An 18626-nucleotide genomic window follows, 5' to 3' on the forward strand; every position below is an offset into this window, starting at 1 on the left:
GGTGGCGGTCAAGGCGGTTACGGCGGTGGCGGTCAAGGCGGTTACGGCGGTGGCGGTCAAGGCGGTTACGGCGGTGGCGGTGCACAGCAACAAGTTGATCAGCGTGCTTCTGGCGCTCAAGGTTGGGAAGATAGGAGTTATGGTTCTTCTTCTGAGTCTTCAGAGAGAGATGACACTCGCAGCAAGCGAAGAAGAGGAACTTCCTCTGATTCAGATGTTAGTAATGACGAAAATGTCGATTATGGTGGTGCGGAGGGATAACTCTTAACGTTTACAGCCCGATATCTTCTAATTGTCGGGCTGCTTTTACTAGAATATTCAAATCTGCTTTTTGTTGCTGAGCATTCATGCTGAGCTCATTTCTCCATTTCCGTGCACCTTTAACTCCTTGAACTAGGTTTAATGTGTGTTTGCAAATATCCCATAAGCGACCATTTTGTTTTAAATGTTTTTCAGCGTATGGAATTAACCCTTTAATTGTTGAAGAAGCAGATATTCTTTTTTCTTTTTCTCCAAAGAAAAAATGATCAATATTTTTCCATAGAAGTGGATTTGAATATATTGCTCTTCCTATCATTACTCCATCAAATGTTTTGAGGGCTTCTATACATTGAGATTGATTTTTCAACCCGCCATTTAATTCGATTTTTAATTTTGGCCGATATTTTTTGATTCTCGCAACCATTTCATATTGAAGAGGGGGGATTGTGCGATTTTGCTTAGGGTTTAAACCACTTAGCCATGCTTTTCTTGCATGAATTGAAAATCTTTCTGCCCCTGCTGAAGCTATTTTGTCTATAAATTCAAGCAGAAATATTTCACTATCAAGATCATCTATTCCTGTTCTATGCTTAATTGTTACTGGAATATTGGTTGTTTGTTTCATCGCTTCAATACATTTTGCCACTTGATCTGGATTAGCCATTAAACATGCACCGAAATTCCCAGATTTTACTTTTTGACTAGGGCATCCAAGGTTTAAATTGATTTCATCATATCCCCAAATCTCTGCTAGATGAGCAGCTTCAGAGAGTATTTTTGGATCATCTCCTCCTACCTGAAGTGCAATTGGTCGTTCTATTTCGTCAAAATCAAGCAATTTTGAACAATTATATTCAAGAGCTTTTGCGACAATCATTTCTGTGTATAAAAGAGCTCTTTTGCTTATTTGCCGCATTAGCACTCTAAAATGTCTATCAGTACAGTCGAGCATTGGAGCTACACTGAATTGATAGGCTTCTGTTAGTAATGGCTTTACTTCGTTGATCATTTTTTGTTTTTATACATTTAGTTTTCACTTAGAAAGCTTTGATTTATTTATCTTATGAATAGCAAATTTTTGTTGTTTAGTCGTAGGTCTTTTTTAATGGGATTTTGGTCATTTTTTTTAGGGAGTTTTTTTCGCCCTAAAAAAGTCTTAGCTGCATCTGATTCTGATCAATATTCTTTTGTTTTAACAAAAGAAGATTGGAAAAAACGACTTTCTCCAGAGGCCTTTAATGTTTTGAGAAAAGAAGGTACTGAAAGACCTTTTTCTAGTTTATTGAATAATGAGAAAAGAAAAGGAATTTTTGTTTGTGCTGGATGCGAGCAGCCTTTGTTTGATTCTTCTAAGAAATTTGATAGTGGAACTGGATGGCCAAGTTTTTGGGAACCGTTGCCAAATGCAATAAATACCAAAAAGGATTTTAAATTAATTGTCCCTCGTACCGAATATCATTGTAGTAAATGTGGTGGTCATCAAGGTCATGTATTTAATGATGGACCTAGGCCATCGGGAAAAAGATATTGCAATAATGGTGTTGCACTTCTTTTCCGCCCATTGGATTGAATTTACCTTGGTGCGGGCTTCCGTAGCTTGTTAGATCTTCACTCTTTGCTTCAAGATTAAGGACTAGAGTTTAAAAAAGGTTTCATATGGCTGAAGAACTTTCAACATCAAGTCAAGAAGGTCTAGAAATAGATTCTAATAGTGATCAATCTGAGCGAATTGATTCCTCTTTTAATGAAAAATCATCAGTTGATTCATTACAAGAGGATCAAATTGATATGATCGAGAATAAAATTAATCCCGACTCTACCCCCAATTCTGACGCTACTTCAGACTCTGAACTAGATACGGAATCAATTAAGCAACCTCTTGATAATGAAGCTCGTCTTCAGCAGTTAGAAAGTGAACATGAGACTTTGAAAAGTCAATATATGAGGATAGCCGCAGATTTTGACAATTTCAGAAAACGTCAAACTCGAGATCAAGATGATTTAAAAGTGCAGCTTACTTGTACTACTTTGAGTGAAATTTTGCCAGTTGTAGATAATTTTGAGCGGGCTAGACAACAAATCATCCCAGAAGGAGAAGAAGCCTTAAACCTTCATAGGAATTATCAAAATCTTTATAAGCAACTTGTTGATGTTTTAAAGAAGCTGGGTGTTGCCCCTATGAGAGTTGTAGGCCAAGCTTTTGATCCAACTCTTCATGAGGCCCTTCTTAAAGAGCCAAGTGATGAAGTTCTTGAGGATATAATTATTGAAGAATTAGTTCGCGGATATCATTTGAATGGAAGAGTTTTGCGTCATGCTCAAGTGAAAGTTTCTATGGGGCCTGGTCCTAAAAGTAATGATGAAGAAAAGCAAATAGATGAAGTTAAACAGACTGTTAATGATAATGATTCTGACGACTTACAAGAAGGATCAGTCTCATGAAATTTTTTTTTAAAGTTCCACCTTCAATAGAGATTTAACAACTAATGGCAGACTTTTATGACACTTTAGGAGTAAGTCGAGATGCTGACGCTGATAGTTTAAAGCGAGCTTATCGACGGTTGGCTAGGCAATATCATCCTGACATTAATAAAGAAGCTGGAGCGGAAGATCGCTTTAAAGAAATTGGTCGTGCATATGAAGTTTTAGGTGATCCAGATAAGAGAGCTAGATATGATCAATTTGGTGAAGCTGGACTAGGTGGAAGTGCTGGCATGCCTGATATGGGAGATATGGGAGGCTTTGCAGATATTTTTGAAACTTTTTTTGGGGGAGCAGGAGCATCTGGCGCCAGGAAGCAAAGAAGAGGTCCTGTTCAAGGAGATGATTTACGATATGACTTAACTATTGATTTTAATCAAGCTGTATTTGGCCAAGAGAGAGAAATAAAAATCCCTCATTTGGAAACTTGTGATACTTGTAACGGGAATGGTTCAAAGCCAGGAACTGGACCTACAAATTGTTCCACTTGTGGCGGAGCTGGGCAGGTTAGGAGAGCTACCAGAACACCTTTTGGAAGCTTTACTCAGGTTTCTGATTGTCCTAGTTGCGGTGGATCTGGTCAGGTTATTTCAAATCCATGTTCTACTTGTGGCGGGCAGGGAGTAAAGCAAGTACGAAAAAAGCTTAGAATTAATATTCCTGCAGGTGTAGACACTGGCACTAGGTTAAGGGTCTCTGGAGAAGGCAATGCTGGTTTACGAGGTGCCCCTTCTGGAGATTTATATGTCTTTCTGAAAGTCAAAAGTCACTCGCGTTTAAAAAGAGAGGGTTTAAATATTCTCTCAGAAGTTAATGTTAGTTATTTACAAGCAATTCTTGGAGACACAATTGAGATAGAAACTGTTGATGGTCCTACTAGCCTTCAGATTCCTTCAGGTACTCAACCAAGTGCTGTTTTAACCTTAGAAAATAAAGGAATACCCAAACTAGGTAACCCTGTTGCCAGAGGGAATCATTGTGTTTCAGTCAATATTAGGATCCCATCAAGATTGACAGATGATGAGAAATCACTGTTGGAAAAGTTAGCCAGACATTATTCTGCACGTGGACCTCAAAATCATCACCATAAAAGTGGTTTATTTAGTAGTCTTTTTAGAAATAATGATAATTGATGCTTAGATATATTGATCTTAGAGGTACACCATGTCCCGTTAATTTTATTCGTTGCCGCTTAGAACTTGAAGGCTTAGATCATAATCAGAAATTAAAAGTGGATCTTGATAGAGGTGAACCTGAGGATATGGTTGTGTCAGGTTTAACCAAAGAAGGTCATAAAATAGAACAAATACTTGTTAAGAATAATTGGATTAGATTAATTATTACTCGCAATGAAATTAGATAATCAATCTTTTCAAGGAATTGTAGTTGCTTTAAAGGCAAATTATTTAATAGTTGAAATTAATTTTGATGAATTAACTGATATTTCACAAAAATTTAAGAGCAGTAATACAATAAGATTGCTTTGTACTAAAAGAAATCGTTTATCATATTATGGCTTCTCAGTCAGCGTTGGAGATAATGTTTTAGTTGATTCAATTGATTGGACAGAATTAAGAGGAGTTATTACTAATGTTAAGCCTAGAAAAATATTTATATCAAGACCACCTGTTGCTAATTTCAGTGATTTATTTGTAGTCTTTTCTTGTAATGAACCTTCTTTTGACTCAAATCAATTAACTCGTTTCTTAGTTTCAGCGGAAGATATATCTAAAAACATTACGATAATTCTAACAAAAAGTGATCTCATCCCAAAAGATTTGTTGAATAGATATTCTGATAGATTACAAAAATGGGGATACAATTCTATTTCAGTCTCTATTCTTACTGGAGAAGGTATTAATAATTTAAAAGAAAAACTAAAATTTATAAAATTAGGAGTATTATGTGGACCATCAGGTGTAGGTAAAACTAGTTTACTCAATTATTTAATTCCAGAAGTTTCATTACCTATTAGTAATCTATCAAAAAAATTAAAACGTGGTAGGCATACAACAAGACATGTAGAACTTTTTAGAATTTATGATACTATTTTTCTGGCAGATACACCTGGCTTTAATCAACCTTTCTTAAGTTTAGAACCCTATAAACTTTCTAAACTCTTTCCAGAATTGAGAGATCAATTAGATAAACGTAATTGTAAGTTTAGAGATTGTTTACATTTACATGAGCCAGGTTGCATTGTTTCTAAGAATTGGGAGAGATATCCTATATATACTAAAATTCTTCAAGAAATGGTTAATCTTCGTTAGTAATTCCTGGTAAGTTCAGATTTAAACCACCTGTTAACTCTTGCATTTTATTTTTCATATTTGTTGTTGATGTTTCATGTGCTACTTGCATTGCTTCAAGTATTGCACTTTCGATAATTTCTTTATTTTCTTTCAAGAGAGAGTCTTCGATCATTACTTTCATAGGCTTTTGATTTCCTGATACGAAAACAGTAACAGTCCTATCCTCATTAGTGCCTTCTAATTCCATTTCCTCCAACTCTTCTTGTAACTTTTGTGCATCTTGTTGGATTTGCTGGGCTTTCTTAAAGGCCTCGGTTATTTGCCCAAAATTTGGAAGTCCGAATGCTGCCATGTTCTTAATCATCTATGCATTACATTAGATGATTTAGTTGAAACCAAGCTTCTTTACTTCTGTATGAAGCAAAAAGCCATGTTTCTCTTTTACTTTTTCTTGAATCGTTGATATTAGAAGCAAGATGTCTTTAGCTGAAGCTTTGTTCTTGTTGACTATAAAATTTGCATGTATAGAGGAAATTTCTGCTCCCCCTACTCGTAGGCCTTTTAAGCCTAGATTTTCAATTATTTGACCTGCTTTGTACCCTGTAGGATTTCTAAAAACACTTCCACAGCTAGGAAGATGATATGGTTGAGTTTTTAAGCGATGATTAAGGTTATTAGTTGTTAAATCAGTTATTGATTTAGGGTTATGTCCAGGTTCAAGAGAAAAGCGAGCAGATAACACAATCAGTTTTTCTTCTTGTAAAAGACTACTTCTGTAAGAATAATTAAGTTCATGATTTTTTATCTCATACAAAGCTTTTGTTTTTGTAGAAAATACTTTGACTGAAATGAGTCTATCTGCTGTGCAATTCCCTTGAGCTCCAGCATTCATAACAGATGCTCCTCCTATTGTTCCTGGTATACCTACTGCCCATTCGAGTCCATGAAGTCCTTCCCTTGCAGCTTTTCTAGCTACATTAGGCATTGGTTCCCCTCCTAAAGCTTCAATAACACCTGTAGTTTTATCAATTGTGCATCCTTGTACTTTTTTTGTGCATATTGTTAGCCCTAGCAAGCCATTATCATTTATTAGAAGATTTGAACCAGCTCCAATTGTTTGATAATTAATCTTTTTATTCTCAGCCCATTCGATTAATTCTATGACCTCACTTATAGTACTTGGTTCGGCGATCCATTGTGCTGGACCACCAATCTTCCATGTAGTAAATTTAGAAAGAGAAATACAATTTTTAATTTTTTTATACAACATTATATTTTTTTAAATGTTGATTTTTAGCTCATTGTTGATAAGATTATCTGACAATTGTGTGATATCACCAGCCCCCATAATTAATATGAGATCATTCTCATAAGTTTTTTCTTGTAAAATATCTATGATTTTTGTTAGACTACCAGATAGTGAAATAGAAAGTTTTGGATATTTTTTTAATATAAACGATTTCAGGATATCAATATTTACATTTTTAATTGCTTTTTCTCCTGCACTATATATTGGAGCAATAATGAGAAAATCAGCTGCACCTAAATAATTAGCAAAGTCAAGCATTAAGTCTCTGAGCCTGCTATATCTATGAGGCTGAAAAATAACTACCAGTCTTTCAGGTTTATTTGGTAAATTTGACTTTTTGCTATTAATTATTAATCTAGCCATTCGGATTGTTTCTCTAATTTCACTTGGATGATGAGCATAATCATCAACAATTATCCTTCCTTTCCAATTTCCTTTAAATTCAAAACGACGTTGTGGTCTTTCAAGACTGCAAAGACTTTTTTTAAGCTTGTTAAAAGGAATACCTGTTTGCCTACAAGCTGAGATGGCACCTAATATATTATTTAAATTATGTTCACCAGGAAGATTGATTAGTATTTTATCAATTAAATTTCCTTTTTCATAATATTTTGCAATTGTTCTTTCTCCATTCATTTCTATAGGAATTGCAGAATAATCAACATCCTTAAAATTTTTTGTTGACCACCATATTGCTTTAGATTGAATGCATTGACGAAGATTAGGGCAATCAAAATTTGCTATAATATGATTAGATTGTTCTATAAAAATATGAATAGATTTTTTTAAATCTTCAAGATCTTTATAGTGATCTGTATGGTCTAGTTCAAGGTTAGTTAATATCGAAATATTTCCACTATATTTTGATATACTACCATCAGACTCATCTATTTCTGCGATTATAAACTCACCTTTACCTGAATATGCATTGCTTTCATAATAAGGAATAATACCTCCTATAATTGCAGTTGGATCTTGACTATTCTTTGCCATTAATGTAGCAATTATAGTACTTGTTGTTGTTTTTCCATGGCTTCCAGCTATTAGGATTGATTTTTGTTTCTTAATTAAAAAAGCAAGAACATCAGAACGATGTAAGATCTTTAATTTATTTTTATAAGAACAGATGAGCTCCGCATTTTCTTTTGGTATTGCAGTGCTAATAACTATTATTAATTCATCATTATAAATTTTATTTTCTTTTATAAGTTTTTCTATATTGCTTGATTCTTGTTTTTTAAAAAGAGTGACTCCAATTCTTTCTAAGTTTCTTATTGATGGATTATAAATTCTATCTGATCCAGAAACAGAATACCCTCTTTTAGATAAAACTAAAGCTAAACCGGACATTCCAATTCCTCCTACTCCAATGAAGTGGAAGTGCTTTTGCTGGTTTCTTCGTTCAGTCAAATGGATTTGTTAGACCAATGAACGATAACTCGCTCTGTCTCATAAGGCTCGTTTTTTAATTTTGGCAATTTTTTTAACGGTTTTATTGACGTTTTGACTTTTTTTTCATGAAGAAGCTAAAAAAATTTATTAATTGCGCAACTTTTCTGTATGATCACAGGCCCTTCTGGTTTAGCGGTTTTTTCAAATGACTTTGCGTGTTGCGATTAATGGATTCGGCCGAATTGGTCGCAACTTCATGAGGTGTTGGTTAAGTCGAGGTGAAAATACAGGACTTGATCTTGTAGGAGTCAACGTCACCTCTGATCCCAAAACAAATGCCCATTTGTTGAAGTATGACTCCATACTTGGACAAATTAAAGATGCTGAAATTGATTACACGGATGACACTTTCATTATCAATGGTAAGACCATAAAATGTTTCTCTGATAGAAACCCAATGAATCTTCCTTGGAAAGAGTGGGGGATTGATTTGGTTATTGAATCTACTGGTGTTTTTAATACATTTGAGGGTGCTAGCAAGCATTTACAAGTTGGAGCAAAAAAGGTGATTCTTACAGCTCCTGGAAAAGGAGAAGGTGTGGGTACTTTCGTTGTTGGAGTAAATGCTGATCAATATCGGCATGATGATTTTAATGTTTTGAGTAATGCAAGTTGTACTACTAATTGTCTTGCACCTATTGTGAAAGTATTGGATCAATCTTTTGGTATTAATAAAGGATTGATGACCACAATCCATAGTTATACCGGCGACCAAAGGATTCTCGATAACAGCCATAGAGATCTTAGAAGAGCTCGTGCTGCTGCAATGAATATTGTTCCTACTTCTACTGGTGCAGCGAAAGCTGTGGCTTTAGTTTATCCAGAAATGAAGGGCAAGTTAACTGGAATTGCCATGCGAGTTCCAACCCCTAATGTTTCTGCTGTTGATTTGGTATTTGAATCTGCGCGTTCAATTACTGCAGAATCAATAAATGCAGCATTAAAAACTGCCTCTGAAAGTTCTATGAAAGGAATTATTAAATATGGCGATACTCCTCTTGTTTCAAGTGATTATGCAGGTACTAATGATTCGACAATCGTAGATACTGCTTTAACTATGGCAATAGGAGATAATTTAGGTAAAGTTGTAGCTTGGTATGATAATGAATGGGGCTACAGTCAAAGAGTTGTTGACTTGGCTGAAGTTGTTGCAAAGAATTGGAAATAAATATTCGGTTATTTCATTAACTTTAAAAGTGCTTAAAACAATTTATTCCATACTCTTTTTTAATTTCCTGTCCGTTTGACCAAATAGCTTTAGGGTTTCCTTTTACCATTCTTCCTATGACTGAGCTTGATGGCATTGCTTTTATCCAGGCTTGCGCCCACCTAGGAGGCAAACTTACAATGAGTTCATAATCTTCTCCTCCTATTAAGCACAATTGATCCCAGTGAGATCCAGACGGCCATCCTTTATTAGTAGGTAGCTTATTCTTTTCAAGGATTGCTCCGCATTCACTACTTTTACATAGAGATTCAACAGCTTCTAATAGCCCATCACTGCTGTCTATAGCGGCTGCTTTCCATTTGAGATTTTTAGGCTTGCATTCAAGAAGTTTCTTCAGTGCATCAACAGGAGGTTCAGGTCTTTGATGGGTCTTAATAGCTTTCTTTTGAAGTCCAAGAGATAAGTTCGCATCTTTTATAATTGGATCAGATATTAGTAAAGCTAGTCCTAAACGACTTAGGCCATGAGGTCCACTCGCGACCAGCAAATCACCTGGCCTTGCATTAGACCTATGAAGATCCAAAATACCTTTTGTTCCTATCGCAGTAATTGACAACATTTTTTGTTTGCCATTTGAACAGTCACCGCCTAGTAATTTTCCGCCAAATGTATCTAATGCATTTTTGATTCCTTCATAAACTCCATCTACCCAACTCCATGGGGTTGATGGAGGGCATACTAATCCAACTGTGATCCCAAGAAACTCGTGGAACCCGCTTGCAGCAAGATCAGATATATTTACTGCGACAGCTTTCCATCCAATGGCATTTGGGAAGCTAGTAGTGTTATTGAAGTGAATATTTTCTACAAGGATGTCAGTATTAATAATTAAATCTTTTCTGCAATTTTGAATTAATGCTGTGTCGTCTTCAATTTGACCAATATCCATATATTTTTTGAGTCGGTTGAGAATTTTTTCTTCACCGATTTGATTAAGAGTTTCACTTTCACTTTTGTTTTCAAGCATGTGGAAGAAGGTTTTCAGAACCTCCAACAATATCTATCGAAAGAATTTCATCATCAACTCCTAATTCATTCAGAATTTCTTCCCCTTCTACTACATAGCCAAAAGCTGCATTCCTTCCATCAATTAAATTTCTTCCAGCAGGGTTTAATTCTGCTTCATAGAGAAAAAAGAAAAATTGCGATGACCCATCATCTAATGCTTCTTCAGAATGAGCCCATCCTAGAGTTCCTAGGGTTGCAAAGGGTAGTACAGGAGTTTCTGTATATAAGCCAAGTTCTTCAAAGGTTTGATTGTAAATAGGGTCTTGTTTGCCTGAGACTCTAATCTCAAGAGGAACATGACGTTCTTCTTTGGTTTCAGGGTCTATATAGCCAATTTCAGGGCCTTTAGGATCACCAGTTTGAAGAACGAAAAACTCTTCTGCTCTATTCATAGGCAAGCCATTGTAAAAACCTTTTTTAGCTAAATCTATAAATGCACCACTAGTCAGTGGAGCATTATATCCATCAATTACAGCGTACATATCACCTTTCGTAGTTTTAATATTGACATTTGCTCTCCCTAAAAGGCGAGGGAGGCTATTGAATTCAGGAGGAATTGTATATGGAAATTTTTCTGGTAAAAGCAAAGCTTCTATCTTTCCAATTTTTTGAAGAGATATGCGACGAGTCTTTATAAAGTTAATTTTATCTTTTTGGCTGGCCTCCTCATTTAAATTTGTTAGCTCTTTTGTTAATTCCGATAAAATTTTTTCAGCTTGAGCTTTTTCTCCATTTGGTATTGATTTGAGTATTTGTTCCTTACGAGTATTTACTAAGAATTGGCTTCTTGAAGCTGCTTTATTTACTGCTGGCCATCGATTACCTCTAATTAAATCACTAGTATCTTCAAGAGTGTGTTGAATTTCTCGTAAATCTTTTTGATCAATTGGCAGAGAATTTCTTAATATTGCATAGGGGTCTTTTACACGATTCCCTGTAGGAAGTGCAGCGTTTACTGGTTTTACGCAAATCAACCCTACTGGAATAAATAGTGTTACAAGAATTAGGAGGAGGATTTTTTTTGTCATGTGGTTTTCAACTCATGCACAACTTTCGCACAGTCTTATGATCGCGTGGTATGGTCTGCGGAAATGATTTCAAGTAATGACTTCCGGACTGGTACCACTATTGAATTAGATGGTGCTGTTTGGAGAGTAGTGGAATTCTTACATGTTAAGCCTGGTAAAGGTTCAGCATTTGTTCGTACAAAATTAAAAGCTGTACAAAGCGGAAGTGTTGTAGAAAAAACTTTTCGAGCTGGTGAGATGGTTCCTCAAGCTTTACTTGAAAAGGCTAAACTTCAACATACTTATATGGAATCAGGAGATTTTGTCTTTATGGATATGAGTACCTATGAAGAAACGAGACTTACAGCTCAGCAAATTGGTGAAAGTAAAAAATATCTTAAAGAAGGTATGGAAGTGAATGTAATCTTGTGGAAGGAAAAACCGCTTGAGGTTGAATTGCCAAATTCAGTTGTTTTGGAGGTGAAGGAAACAGACCCTGGAGTTAAGGGCGATACTGCTACAGGAGGTACCAAGCCTGCAATACTTGAAACAGGTGCTCAAATAATGGTTCCTTTATTTATTTCAGTAGGTGAGAAGATCAAAGTAGATACACGTAATGATAGTTATCTAGGTCGGGAGAACTAATCACAATGAATCTTGATCATCAACAATTAGATCATCTTTTAGCCACTTTGGCTGATAGTGACATTCAAGAATTCTGTTTGGAAGGGAAGGGTTTTCGCTTGGAAATTAAGCGGAATTTACCTGTTACCTCTTCTGGGTCAGTTTCTGGAACATCCTCTATTGCATCTAATGAGGTGTCTTTAGTGCCTTCACAGATCATTTGTGATCCTTCAATAGGAGTTACAGCCAGCGAGCCACTAACTACTAGTAATCCGCCCCCAGCTGTCTCGTCTTCCAAAGGAGAATTTGTAGAGATTACAGCTCCTATGGTAGGAACCTTTTACACTGCTCCTGCCCCTGGTGAGCCTGTTTTTGTTGAGGTTGGATCACGAGTTTCAGTGGGACAAACTGTATGTATTTTAGAAGCAATGAAATTGATGAATGAATTGGAATCTGAGGTGACTGGTGAGGTTGTTGAAATCCTTGTTGAAAATGGTACTCCTGTTGAATTCGGGCAGCCTTTGATAAAAGTTAAGCCCAATTGATTTATGTCTTTAATTAAGTTGAAAGTTCCCAAGCAGCTTTAATTGCAGACAACATACTTTGAGATTTTGCAACTCCTTTCCCTGCGATATCGAATCCAGTTCCATGATCGGGAGATGTTCTTACAAAGGGCAGTCCTAAGGTTGTATTAACTGCAAAGTCAAAAGCAATAATTTTTATTGGTATTAACCCTTGATCGTGATATAGAGCAAGTATTCCATCAGGAGCTCTTTCGTTGATCTGTAAGTTCCAAGATTCTGCATTTGATATCCAGCAAGTGTCTGGTGATACAGGTCCTATAAGAGTGATCTCAGGATTCTTAGCCCTCCATTGTTTAATTACAGGTATTAACCATTTAATTTCTTCGCACCCTAATTTCCCTTCTTCTCCTGCATGAGGGTTTAAGCCAGCTATCGCTAACCTTGGACTTTGCTTAAATTTTTTACAAAATTGCAATAGAGTATCCAATTTTGAAGTTATTAATTCTGGTGAAAGGCTTTTAGGAACATCAATTAAGGGTATATGTGTGGTTGCTAGAAGGGTGTTTAATTGCCAAGAAGTATGAGGTGATTTTGCAGTAAACATCATTGAGGGATTTTTTATTTTTGCTAACTCTGCTAGTCGTTCTGTTTGGCCTGGATAATTAAAACCTGCAGCCTGCCAAGAATGTTTGGCTATTGGTGCTGTAACAAGAGCTCGTGCTTTTTTTTCAAGAACAATTTCAGTAGCTTTTGTTAACCATTCAAAGCTAATTTTCCCTGATTGCTTACTAGGTTTTCCTTCTTTTAGTACTTGATCAAATGGAATATCCTCTATGTCTAATTTTTCTAAAGAAACAAGGTTTGAAATTCCTTGAGCTTTAAGCTTTGAATAAATAATTTTGATAGTTTTTGTACAACCAACTAGTACCGGTTGCATTTCTTTAGGTAACTCTGTCGATCCAAGTGCTTTCAGAGTTACCTCTATGCCTATTCCAACTGGATCTCCTAAAGCTATAACTATTCGCTTTTTTGCATCAAAAGATTTTTTTTGCTTTGTTTTGATCATTAGCTTATTAACACTAAATTTTTCTTAATAGATGCTTTATGGGTTTTGTCAGTTGCTTCATAATATTCGATTTAATTAAGTTCAATCTAGTATGAAATGAATGATTGTTAGTTGTGTAATATCACTTTAGAATAAGGTCTTGATGATTAATCATAGTTATTTAGTGGAATGGATTTCAAACAATCTTCTAAGCCTATTTTATAGTCTGAATGAAGTAACTCATAGCCTAATAATTTGCATAATACTTTATTGCTTACTCTTCGATTTTCTTGCCAAAATGATAATGCCATTGGGCTCATTTTTTTTGAAGCATTTTCAAAGCTCTCTATAGGAGGCAAAGGTAGATTTAATAGTTTTGATGCATAAGACATGACCTCAATATTTCCTGCAGGTAAATTGTCAGCTAAATTAATAACTTTTGGATTAACACCCTTTGAAAATAAATGAATTAAATGAATTATTGCACCTGCAATATCATCAACATGAATTCTAGAGAAAACTTGGTTTGGTTTATGAACCATATAATTTTTTTTGGCTTGAATCACTTCTAATGCAGACCTTCCAGGACCATAAATTCCTGGAAGTCTTAGTATCTGCAAAGGTATTTGTAATGCCTCCCACTCTTTTTCACACGATAGACGTCTAATACTACGTTTCTGTTGCGGCTTGGTAAGACTGTTTTCTGTTACCCAGTCACCTTTATAGTCTCCATATACACCTGTAGTTGAGAGATAACCAACCCATTTAAGGGGAATCATCTTGATTATTTTGCTGCAACTAGACAAGACAGGATCCTCCCCGTTTTTTGAAGGAGGTATACAGCTAATGATATGAGTAACGTTGTGAAAAATTTTTTCTGATAATAATGTTTGTTTTGTGCTGTCAAATACAAAATCCGCCCCTTCTTTTGCCAAAGCTCTTCGGCTGCATAGCACTTCTGCGCCAAGACTTCTCAGTACTTTTGCTATATGTTGCCCAGTAAAGCCTCCTCCAAAGATTAATACCTTTGACTGTGAAGGCATCTGAGCCGATCGCTTGACAATTTCTTCTAGCATGAGTACAAATGTATTAGCGAATGATTTTTCGATGAAAAGCTATTCTTCCCAAGCCTTGCAATTCCCTAATGCTCCGTGTGATGAGATTGATCAAAGTACCTTTGGTATCGAAGAACAAAATAGGTTCCAATTTATTTTAGGAATAGCCATTTGCTTTTTAGCAATGGCAATTTTATTTGTACCTGAAAGACCACATGAATTTGCCTCTATTTGTGAGAAATACAATACAACTAATGCTTGTCAAATTTGGTAAGGTCAGGCAGCTTTTAAGTCTACGTCAATTTCCTCGTTGAATTTTGCTTCCTTACGTTGTTTATTTTCTTCTGGTTGTGCCCATTGTAGCAATCTCATCGCCAATCTCATATCACCATCGATCCAGGCTTTTATAGCCATGGACCTTCTTGGATCATAAAATCTTTGTCTTCTATACCAAGTAAATACTTCTACATCTGATTTACTCCCATTACAAGAAAGACATGCTGGAACACAGTTTTGAGTAATGCTCGATCCACCTTGACTAAGGGGGATTAAATGGTCAATTGATTCGGACTTATTTCCACAGTATATGCAGCTATTACTAGTGAATTTATGAAGTGATTTCCGCCAGCACCTATCTCTGAATTTTGGACATAAATCTTCGAGGAAGACTGCATCCTTACTGTGCATTCTATGATTTGAATTAATATTATATTGACTGATAATTTAGCTTAGTCAATATTTAATACATAGACTTTTAATCTCAGTTTGATTTTTTATGTGTATAAAGATTTGACTTTCGCCTAAATTCTCTTAATAGTCATATCTATCATCCATGTATTGATCTTGTTTTGTTGGCTGTCCTTTCCCATTTGATGTTGTTGATGTAAGTTCTTCTTCTGCTTTAGGATATAGTTCGCCAAGATATTTTGTACAATCACTATATTTATCTTGACTTCCCACAACTTGCTGAACAATTATTGTTGCAGCTTGTCTTGGAGATATTTTAAATAGCCCGCCTCTTTCATTCTTAATTGATTGATATGCTGCTTGCCAACTGGATGCATGATCATTTCCTCCATTTCTCATTACACAGTAAATATCAACACCTTGTGATCCTGCATTTGTTATTGAACCAATAAGAGTTGATGTTGTTAGTGCGACTATTGAAATTGGCAGCAGTAACACTTTTCTTCTTAGGGACATCTTTTGATTTATGTGCTGTTTCTTAAAGATATCGATCTGTTTTGGAATGTCTAGCTTTTCTCGCTGATTTCTAATATTCCCAATACCTTTAATGCTTGAGCTATAAATGGAATATTTTTCAACACTTTCATTCTAATTTGAAGATGCATTGACTTTGATTTTTTCTTGTCTTGAAACCCCAGCTTATATCAATTAATCTTACGACCTTAGGAAGAGGGTTAGAAGGAATATCTCTATTCTTTCTTAGATTCCAATAGGGTTCCTACTATGATCACACTTAATAAGTTGCTAAGAATATTTAAGATTGGGAAAAAAGCTCCATATTTTTACCTTAGCAACATCAATAACTTTTATCTGATTGAATAACACTTGAGAAATATCGATTTATGTGTTCTTATCAGGGCAAGCTTAAAGTTTATTAAATGTCATCTTCTTGTTCATTTAGAATTACTCGCACTGCTGAGGACCTTGCCCAGACAGTTACTGCAATCTCACAAAGATTAATCAAGCTTGAGCAGCGCTTGGAGGCTTTAGAGTTGCAGGCAATTGAACCTAATCAAGATCAATCTGATGAAGAAATGGATATGCTTGATGGAGTAGACCAACTCTTACAAGAGTGTAAGGGTATTCTTAATCACACTTCTAATGATTCAGAATCAGATGAATGTTCGCTTGATCAAATAGAAGAAAATAATGTGATAGACAATTTAATTAATTAAACTCTCTTTTCCGTGGATTTTCATGGCTAAATAACCAATATTTTATATATTAATCAGACTTGTTCAGTATTTCAGCTGCTTTCGCGATACCTGTTCCAAGAGGCTTTTTCAGAGAATTTAACTTATCAAGAGATAGCTCTATTGCTCCTATGGCTGTAATGATATCTCGATCATTAATAAATCCAAGATGACCTATACGAAATATTTTTCCTTTTAGATGGTCTTGACCACCAGCAACTAAGATATCAAAATTTGTTTTTAAAACTCTTCTTATTTCTTCAGCATCTATATCACCAGGCAATACAGATGTAATTGAAGGACTTCCAAAATCTTTTTTGGCAAAAAGATTTAAGCCAATAGATTTCATTGCTTCTTGAGTGGCTTGCATATGTTTTTTATGCCGGTTAAAGATTCTATTTAGTCCTTCTTCTTTCATCATTTTGAGAGACTCTTCAAGTGCAAAATATAAGTTCACACTTGGTGTAAATGGGTTGCTATTTTTATCGGCTGTTTTTTTATAAGACTCAAGATTTAGATAAAATTTTGGCAGGTTGGATCTTTGGTTTGCTATCCATGCTTTTTGACTCATAGCAACAAAACTGAGCCCAGGAGGCATCATATAGCCTTTTTGTGATCCTGATGCTATAACGTCTATTCCCCAATCATCCATTGGCACATTACATGCTCCTAAGGATGTCACGCAATCTGCTATTAAGATTGCATTTTTATGTGACCTTACGTAGGAACTTATTTCTTCTAAATTGTTAATTACACCTGTTGATGTTTCAGAATGGGTAACTATTACTGCACGTATTTCATTATCATTTTCTAGAGCAGATTTAAAATCTTGAGGATTTAAAGGTTCTCCCCAATTTGCCTTTATTGTTTTTACATTCAGTCCATATGCTTTTGCTATTTTCACCCATCTTTCACCAAATTTTCCATTTTCTCCACAAATAACTTTGTCACCTTTACTAAGCGTATTGATGATACCTGCCTCCATTGCGGCTGTCCCACTACCTGTGATTGTGAGAACATCGTCTTTTGTTTGATGAAGCCATTTCAGAAGATCAGTAGTTGTTTTGACAATCTCTTGGAATTCAGGACTTCTATGGCCAATAGGATGTTTCCCCATAGCCTTTAATACTCTTTCAGGGACTGGGGTTGGCCCAGGTATCATTAAAGTAAGTTTTTCTTTCATGGACTAGTTACTTTGTAATAGCTATCTTAAAAAACTATCCAGGAAATTTGCTTAGTCTTTTATTCTTTTGTTGATTTGAGAGGATTTACTCTTCCAATTTGGGTTGTAGCTTCTGCGAAAGCGGCAGCACAGGTTTTAATTGGACAATCTTTTAATCCGAATCAGAGAATTGATTTTTCTAATAATGATGAATCAATAACTGTTCCAGTTAGAGCAGCTTCCTCTATTGATAATGGTCAGAAAGCAATAGGTATTACTCATTGCAATTCTGGAGAATGTCTTGATATAACAAATGGTTTGGAAATTTGGGTTTGTATTGAATACGTCCTAAAGGGAAAGTTTCCAGCTGTCTCTGATGCCGTTTGCACTCCTGATTCATGGATCCAAATTCTACCAGGACCAGGTGTGGGGAAATTATGCTCAACAAATGAGATCTCCATTTCTGAATTTGCTAGAGAATTATTATGTTTTAATCTTCGCCCTTTTAGAAAAAAAGGATATTTTTTAAATATAGAAATAGTTTTCCCTAAAGGGAAAGATTTAGCGGAAAAAACAAGTAACCATGCTTTTGGAGTAATCGATGGCCTTGCTTTAATTGGCACTCAAGCTGAAGTACAAGTAAGTGCATCGCCTAATCAATTACAAAATAGTATTGAGCTCTTGCGAGAACGTTGTTCCCATAAAGATTTTTCTGGCTTTTTAACTTTTGTAATTGGTGAAAATGGTATGAACTTAGCTTTGGAAGCTGGGTTATTTAATCATCAAATTATTAAAACAGGCAATTGGTTAGGACCTTTACTTGTCGCGGCTGCTCAAGAAGAAGTTAATGACTTGCTTTTATTTGGCTATCATGGGAAATTAATAAAATTAGCTGGTGGAGTATTTCATACCCACCATCATTTGGCAGATAATCGTTTAGAAACTCTTATATCTTTGGCCGTTAAAGAAGAACTATCGCTTTCTTTAATAAAATCTTTTCAGGAAGCACTGACAGTAGAGTCAGCGTTAATTACTCTTGAAAATCAAGATAGTTTAAGTGCCAAAAAGTTGTGGGATCGTATTTCTTTAGAAGTGGAGAAAAAAAGCATGGATTATGTTAGTAGATATTTATCTAGTTCAATGGAAATAGGAGCAGTATTGTTTGATAGAGAAAGAAAAATTAGGTGGGCTGGACTTAATGGTATAAAAAAGATGAAATCTCTTGGTTTTCAATTAGAAGACTAGTAGCATGGTTACCTTATCTTAAATTTTTAAGAA

Annotated in this window: 22 protein-coding genes and 1 pseudogene; 12 read left to right on the forward strand and 11 right to left on the reverse strand. The window is 35.4% G+C overall.

The window, feature by feature from the left end:
* Nucleotides 1-261, forward strand: a pseudogene (locus EV07_RS00005) (RNA recognition motif domain-containing protein); the annotation flags it as partial.
* Nucleotides 262-271: 10 nt separating this feature from the next.
* On the opposite strand, the gene dusA reads toward EV07_RS00005, so the two are convergent.
* Nucleotides 272-1270, reverse strand: a complete 999-nt coding sequence (gene dusA, locus EV07_RS00010) for a tRNA dihydrouridine(20/20a) synthase DusA (RefSeq protein ID WP_036916298.1) — start codon at nucleotides 1268-1270, stop codon at nucleotides 272-274.
* 54 nt (nucleotides 1271-1324) lie between these two features.
* Between dusA and msrB the strand changes: the two genes are divergently transcribed.
* The 5 genes from msrB (at nucleotide 1325) to rsgA (ending at nucleotide 5012) form a co-directional block, all read left to right on the forward strand.
* Entirely contained in the window at nucleotides 1325-1831 is a 507-nt protein-coding gene (gene msrB, locus EV07_RS00015) for a peptide-methionine (R)-S-oxide reductase MsrB (protein WP_036916300.1), read from the forward strand.
* An 86-nt stretch (nucleotides 1832-1917) separates the two neighbouring features.
* Nucleotides 1918-2703, forward strand: coding sequence for a nucleotide exchange factor GrpE (gene grpE / locus EV07_RS00020; protein WP_052043817.1), 786 nt, complete (start codon nucleotides 1918-1920; stop codon nucleotides 2701-2703).
* 44 nt (nucleotides 2704-2747) lie between these two features.
* Nucleotides 2748-3875: a molecular chaperone DnaJ gene (gene dnaJ, locus EV07_RS00025; protein ID WP_036916302.1), complete on the forward strand. Its 1128-nt coding sequence runs from the start codon at nucleotides 2748-2750 to the stop codon at nucleotides 3873-3875.
* Nucleotides 3875-4105: a sulfurtransferase TusA family protein gene (locus EV07_RS00030; RefSeq protein ID WP_036916304.1), complete on the forward strand. Its 231-nt coding sequence runs from the start codon at nucleotides 3875-3877 to the stop codon at nucleotides 4103-4105. The genes dnaJ and EV07_RS00030 overlap by 1 nt, the downstream gene beginning before the upstream one ends.
* Nucleotides 4092-5012 (forward strand): ribosome small subunit-dependent GTPase A, encoded by a 921-nt coding sequence (gene rsgA, locus EV07_RS00035; RefSeq protein ID WP_036916306.1) that lies wholly within the window; start codon nucleotides 4092-4094, stop codon nucleotides 5010-5012. The genes EV07_RS00030 and rsgA overlap by 14 nt, the downstream gene beginning before the upstream one ends.
* Here the strand turns inward: rsgA and EV07_RS00040 are convergent.
* Genes EV07_RS00040 through murC form a run of 3 tightly spaced genes read right to left on the reverse strand, consistent with a single transcriptional unit; the run spans nucleotide 4999 to nucleotide 7713 of the window.
* Nucleotides 4999-5346: a YbaB/EbfC family nucleoid-associated protein gene (locus EV07_RS00040; protein WP_036916308.1), complete on the reverse strand. Its 348-nt coding sequence runs from the start codon at nucleotides 5344-5346 to the stop codon at nucleotides 4999-5001. The genes rsgA and EV07_RS00040 overlap by 14 nt on opposite strands.
* Nucleotides 5347-5379: 33 nt before the next feature.
* A complete protein-coding gene (murB, locus tag EV07_RS00045) occupies nucleotides 5380-6264 on the reverse strand; it encodes a UDP-N-acetylmuramate dehydrogenase (protein WP_036916310.1) in 885 nt (294 codons plus the stop codon).
* A gap of 9 nt (nucleotides 6265-6273) precedes the next feature.
* Entirely contained in the window at nucleotides 6274-7713 is a 1440-nt protein-coding gene (murC, locus tag EV07_RS00050) for a UDP-N-acetylmuramate--L-alanine ligase (RefSeq protein WP_036916312.1), read from the reverse strand.
* Nucleotides 7714-7900: 187 nt separating this feature from the next.
* On the opposite strand from murC, the gene gap reads away from it, so the two are divergent.
* Nucleotides 7901-8923, forward strand: a complete 1023-nt coding sequence (gap, locus tag EV07_RS00055; RefSeq protein ID WP_036916314.1) for a type I glyceraldehyde-3-phosphate dehydrogenase — start codon at nucleotides 7901-7903, stop codon at nucleotides 8921-8923.
* 22 nt (nucleotides 8924-8945) lie between these two features.
* On the opposite strand, the gene thiL is transcribed toward gap, so the two are convergent.
* Nucleotides 8946-9950, reverse strand: coding sequence for a thiamine-phosphate kinase (gene thiL, locus EV07_RS00060; protein ID WP_036916315.1), 1005 nt, complete (start codon nucleotides 9948-9950; stop codon nucleotides 8946-8948).
* A complete protein-coding gene (locus EV07_RS00065; RefSeq protein WP_036916317.1) occupies nucleotides 9943-11019 on the reverse strand; it encodes a peptidylprolyl isomerase in 1077 nt (358 codons plus the stop codon). Before EV07_RS00065 ends, thiL begins: the two co-directional genes overlap by 8 nt.
* A 63-nt stretch (nucleotides 11020-11082) precedes the next feature.
* On the opposite strand from EV07_RS00065, the gene efp reads away from it, so the two are divergent.
* Together efp and accB are read left to right on the forward strand one after the other, a co-directional pair.
* A complete protein-coding gene (gene efp / locus EV07_RS00070; protein WP_036916630.1) occupies nucleotides 11083-11643 on the forward strand; it encodes an elongation factor P in 561 nt (186 codons plus the stop codon).
* Between the two features lie 5 nt (nucleotides 11644-11648).
* Nucleotides 11649-12167: an acetyl-CoA carboxylase biotin carboxyl carrier protein gene (gene accB / locus EV07_RS00075; protein ID WP_036916319.1), complete on the forward strand. Its 519-nt coding sequence runs from the start codon at nucleotides 11649-11651 to the stop codon at nucleotides 12165-12167.
* A 13-nt stretch (nucleotides 12168-12180) separates the two neighbouring features.
* Here the strand turns inward: accB and pdxA are convergent, their stop codons facing one another.
* On the reverse strand, nucleotides 12181-13212 hold the full coding sequence (pdxA, locus tag EV07_RS00080; protein ID WP_036916321.1) for a 4-hydroxythreonine-4-phosphate dehydrogenase PdxA: 1032 nt from the start codon (nucleotides 13210-13212) through the stop codon (nucleotides 12181-12183).
* A gap of 146 nt (nucleotides 13213-13358) precedes the next feature.
* Nucleotides 13359-14234, reverse strand: a complete 876-nt coding sequence (locus EV07_RS00085) for an SDR family oxidoreductase (RefSeq protein WP_413293948.1) — start codon at nucleotides 14232-14234, stop codon at nucleotides 13359-13361.
* Nucleotides 14235-14247: 13 nt separating this feature from the next.
* On the opposite strand from EV07_RS00085, the gene EV07_RS00090 reads away from it, so the two are divergent.
* On the forward strand, nucleotides 14248-14520 hold the full coding sequence (locus tag EV07_RS00090) for a hypothetical protein (protein ID WP_193742686.1): 273 nt from the start codon (nucleotides 14248-14250) through the stop codon (nucleotides 14518-14520).
* Nucleotides 14521-14522: 2 nt separating this feature from the next.
* On the opposite strand, the gene EV07_RS00095 is transcribed toward EV07_RS00090, so the two are convergent.
* Together EV07_RS00095 and EV07_RS00100 are read right to left on the reverse strand one after the other, a co-directional pair.
* Nucleotides 14523-14933 (reverse strand): HNH endonuclease, encoded by a 411-nt coding sequence (locus EV07_RS00095; protein WP_036916327.1) that lies wholly within the window; start codon nucleotides 14931-14933, stop codon nucleotides 14523-14525.
* Between the two features lie 123 nt (nucleotides 14934-15056).
* The gene (locus EV07_RS00100; protein WP_036916329.1) at nucleotides 15057-15449 is read right to left on the reverse strand and encodes a DUF6554 family protein; all 393 of its coding nucleotides are present in this window, start codon (nucleotides 15447-15449) and stop codon (nucleotides 15057-15059) included.
* A 422-nt stretch (nucleotides 15450-15871) separates the two neighbouring features.
* Between EV07_RS00100 and EV07_RS00105 the strand changes: the two genes are divergently transcribed.
* A complete protein-coding gene (locus tag EV07_RS00105; protein ID WP_036916331.1) occupies nucleotides 15872-16168 on the forward strand; it encodes a LysR family transcriptional regulator in 297 nt (98 codons plus the stop codon).
* Nucleotides 16169-16217: 49 nt separating this feature from the next.
* Here the strand turns inward: EV07_RS00105 and EV07_RS00110 are convergent, their stop codons facing one another.
* Nucleotides 16218-17369 (reverse strand): pyridoxal-phosphate-dependent aminotransferase family protein, encoded by a 1152-nt coding sequence (locus EV07_RS00110; RefSeq protein WP_036916333.1) that lies wholly within the window; start codon nucleotides 17367-17369, stop codon nucleotides 16218-16220.
* A 75-nt stretch (nucleotides 17370-17444) separates the two neighbouring features.
* Here EV07_RS00110 and cbiD point away from each other — a divergent pair, with 75 nt between their 5' ends.
* Nucleotides 17445-18593, forward strand: a complete 1149-nt coding sequence (gene cbiD / locus EV07_RS00115; protein WP_036916336.1) for a cobalt-precorrin-5B (C(1))-methyltransferase CbiD — start codon at nucleotides 17445-17447, stop codon at nucleotides 18591-18593.
* The last annotated feature ends 33 nt before the right edge of the window (nucleotides 18594-18626 follow it).

Origin of the sequence: Prochlorococcus sp. MIT 0603 (genome assembly GCF_000760215.1) — a bacterium.
Classification (GTDB): domain Bacteria; phylum Cyanobacteriota; class Cyanobacteriia; order PCC-6307; family Cyanobiaceae; genus Prochlorococcus_E.

Bases quoted from the DNA above. Each gene is read 5' to 3' on its own strand.
- dusA (WP_036916298.1), bottom strand. From the start codon at position 1,270: ATGATCAACGAAGTAAAGCCATTACTAACAGAAGCCTATCAATTCAGT.
- msrB (WP_036916300.1), top strand. From the start codon at position 1,325: ATGAATAGCAAATTTTTGTTGTTTAGTCGTAGGTCTTTTTTAATGGGA.
- grpE (WP_052043817.1), top strand. From the start codon at position 1,918: ATGGCTGAAGAACTTTCAACATCAAGTCAAGAAGGTCTAGAAATAGAT.
- dnaJ (WP_036916302.1), top strand. From the start codon at position 2,748: ATGGCAGACTTTTATGACACTTTAGGAGTAAGTCGAGATGCTGACGCT.
- EV07_RS00030 (WP_036916304.1), top strand. From the start codon at position 3,875: ATGCTTAGATATATTGATCTTAGAGGTACACCATGTCCCGTTAATTTT.
- rsgA (WP_036916306.1), top strand. From the start codon at position 4,092: ATGAAATTAGATAATCAATCTTTTCAAGGAATTGTAGTTGCTTTAAAG.
- EV07_RS00040 (WP_036916308.1), bottom strand. From the start codon at position 5,346: ATGGCAGCATTCGGACTTCCAAATTTTGGGCAAATAACCGAGGCCTTT.
- murB (WP_036916310.1), bottom strand. From the start codon at position 6,264: ATGTTGTATAAAAAAATTAAAAATTGTATTTCTCTTTCTAAATTTACT.
- gap (WP_036916314.1), top strand. From the start codon at position 7,901: ATGACTTTGCGTGTTGCGATTAATGGATTCGGCCGAATTGGTCGCAAC.
- thiL (WP_036916315.1), bottom strand. From the start codon at position 9,950: ATGCTTGAAAACAAAAGTGAAAGTGAAACTCTTAATCAAATCGGTGAA.
- EV07_RS00065 (WP_036916317.1), bottom strand. From the start codon at position 11,019: ATGACAAAAAAAATCCTCCTCCTAATTCTTGTAACACTATTTATTCCA.
- efp (WP_036916630.1), top strand. From the start codon at position 11,083: ATGATTTCAAGTAATGACTTCCGGACTGGTACCACTATTGAATTAGAT.
- accB (WP_036916319.1), top strand. From the start codon at position 11,649: ATGAATCTTGATCATCAACAATTAGATCATCTTTTAGCCACTTTGGCT.
- pdxA (WP_036916321.1), bottom strand. From the start codon at position 13,212: ATGATCAAAACAAAGCAAAAAAAATCTTTTGATGCAAAAAAGCGAATA.
- EV07_RS00085 (WP_413293948.1), bottom strand. From the start codon at position 14,234: ATGCCTTCACAGTCAAAGGTATTAATCTTTGGAGGAGGCTTTACTGGG.
- EV07_RS00095 (WP_036916327.1), bottom strand. From the start codon at position 14,933: ATGCACAGTAAGGATGCAGTCTTCCTCGAAGATTTATGTCCAAAATTC.
- EV07_RS00100 (WP_036916329.1), bottom strand. From the start codon at position 15,449: ATGTCCCTAAGAAGAAAAGTGTTACTGCTGCCAATTTCAATAGTCGCA.
- EV07_RS00105 (WP_036916331.1), top strand. From the start codon at position 15,872: ATGTCATCTTCTTGTTCATTTAGAATTACTCGCACTGCTGAGGACCTT.
- EV07_RS00110 (WP_036916333.1), bottom strand. From the start codon at position 17,369: ATGAAAGAAAAACTTACTTTAATGATACCTGGGCCAACCCCAGTCCCT.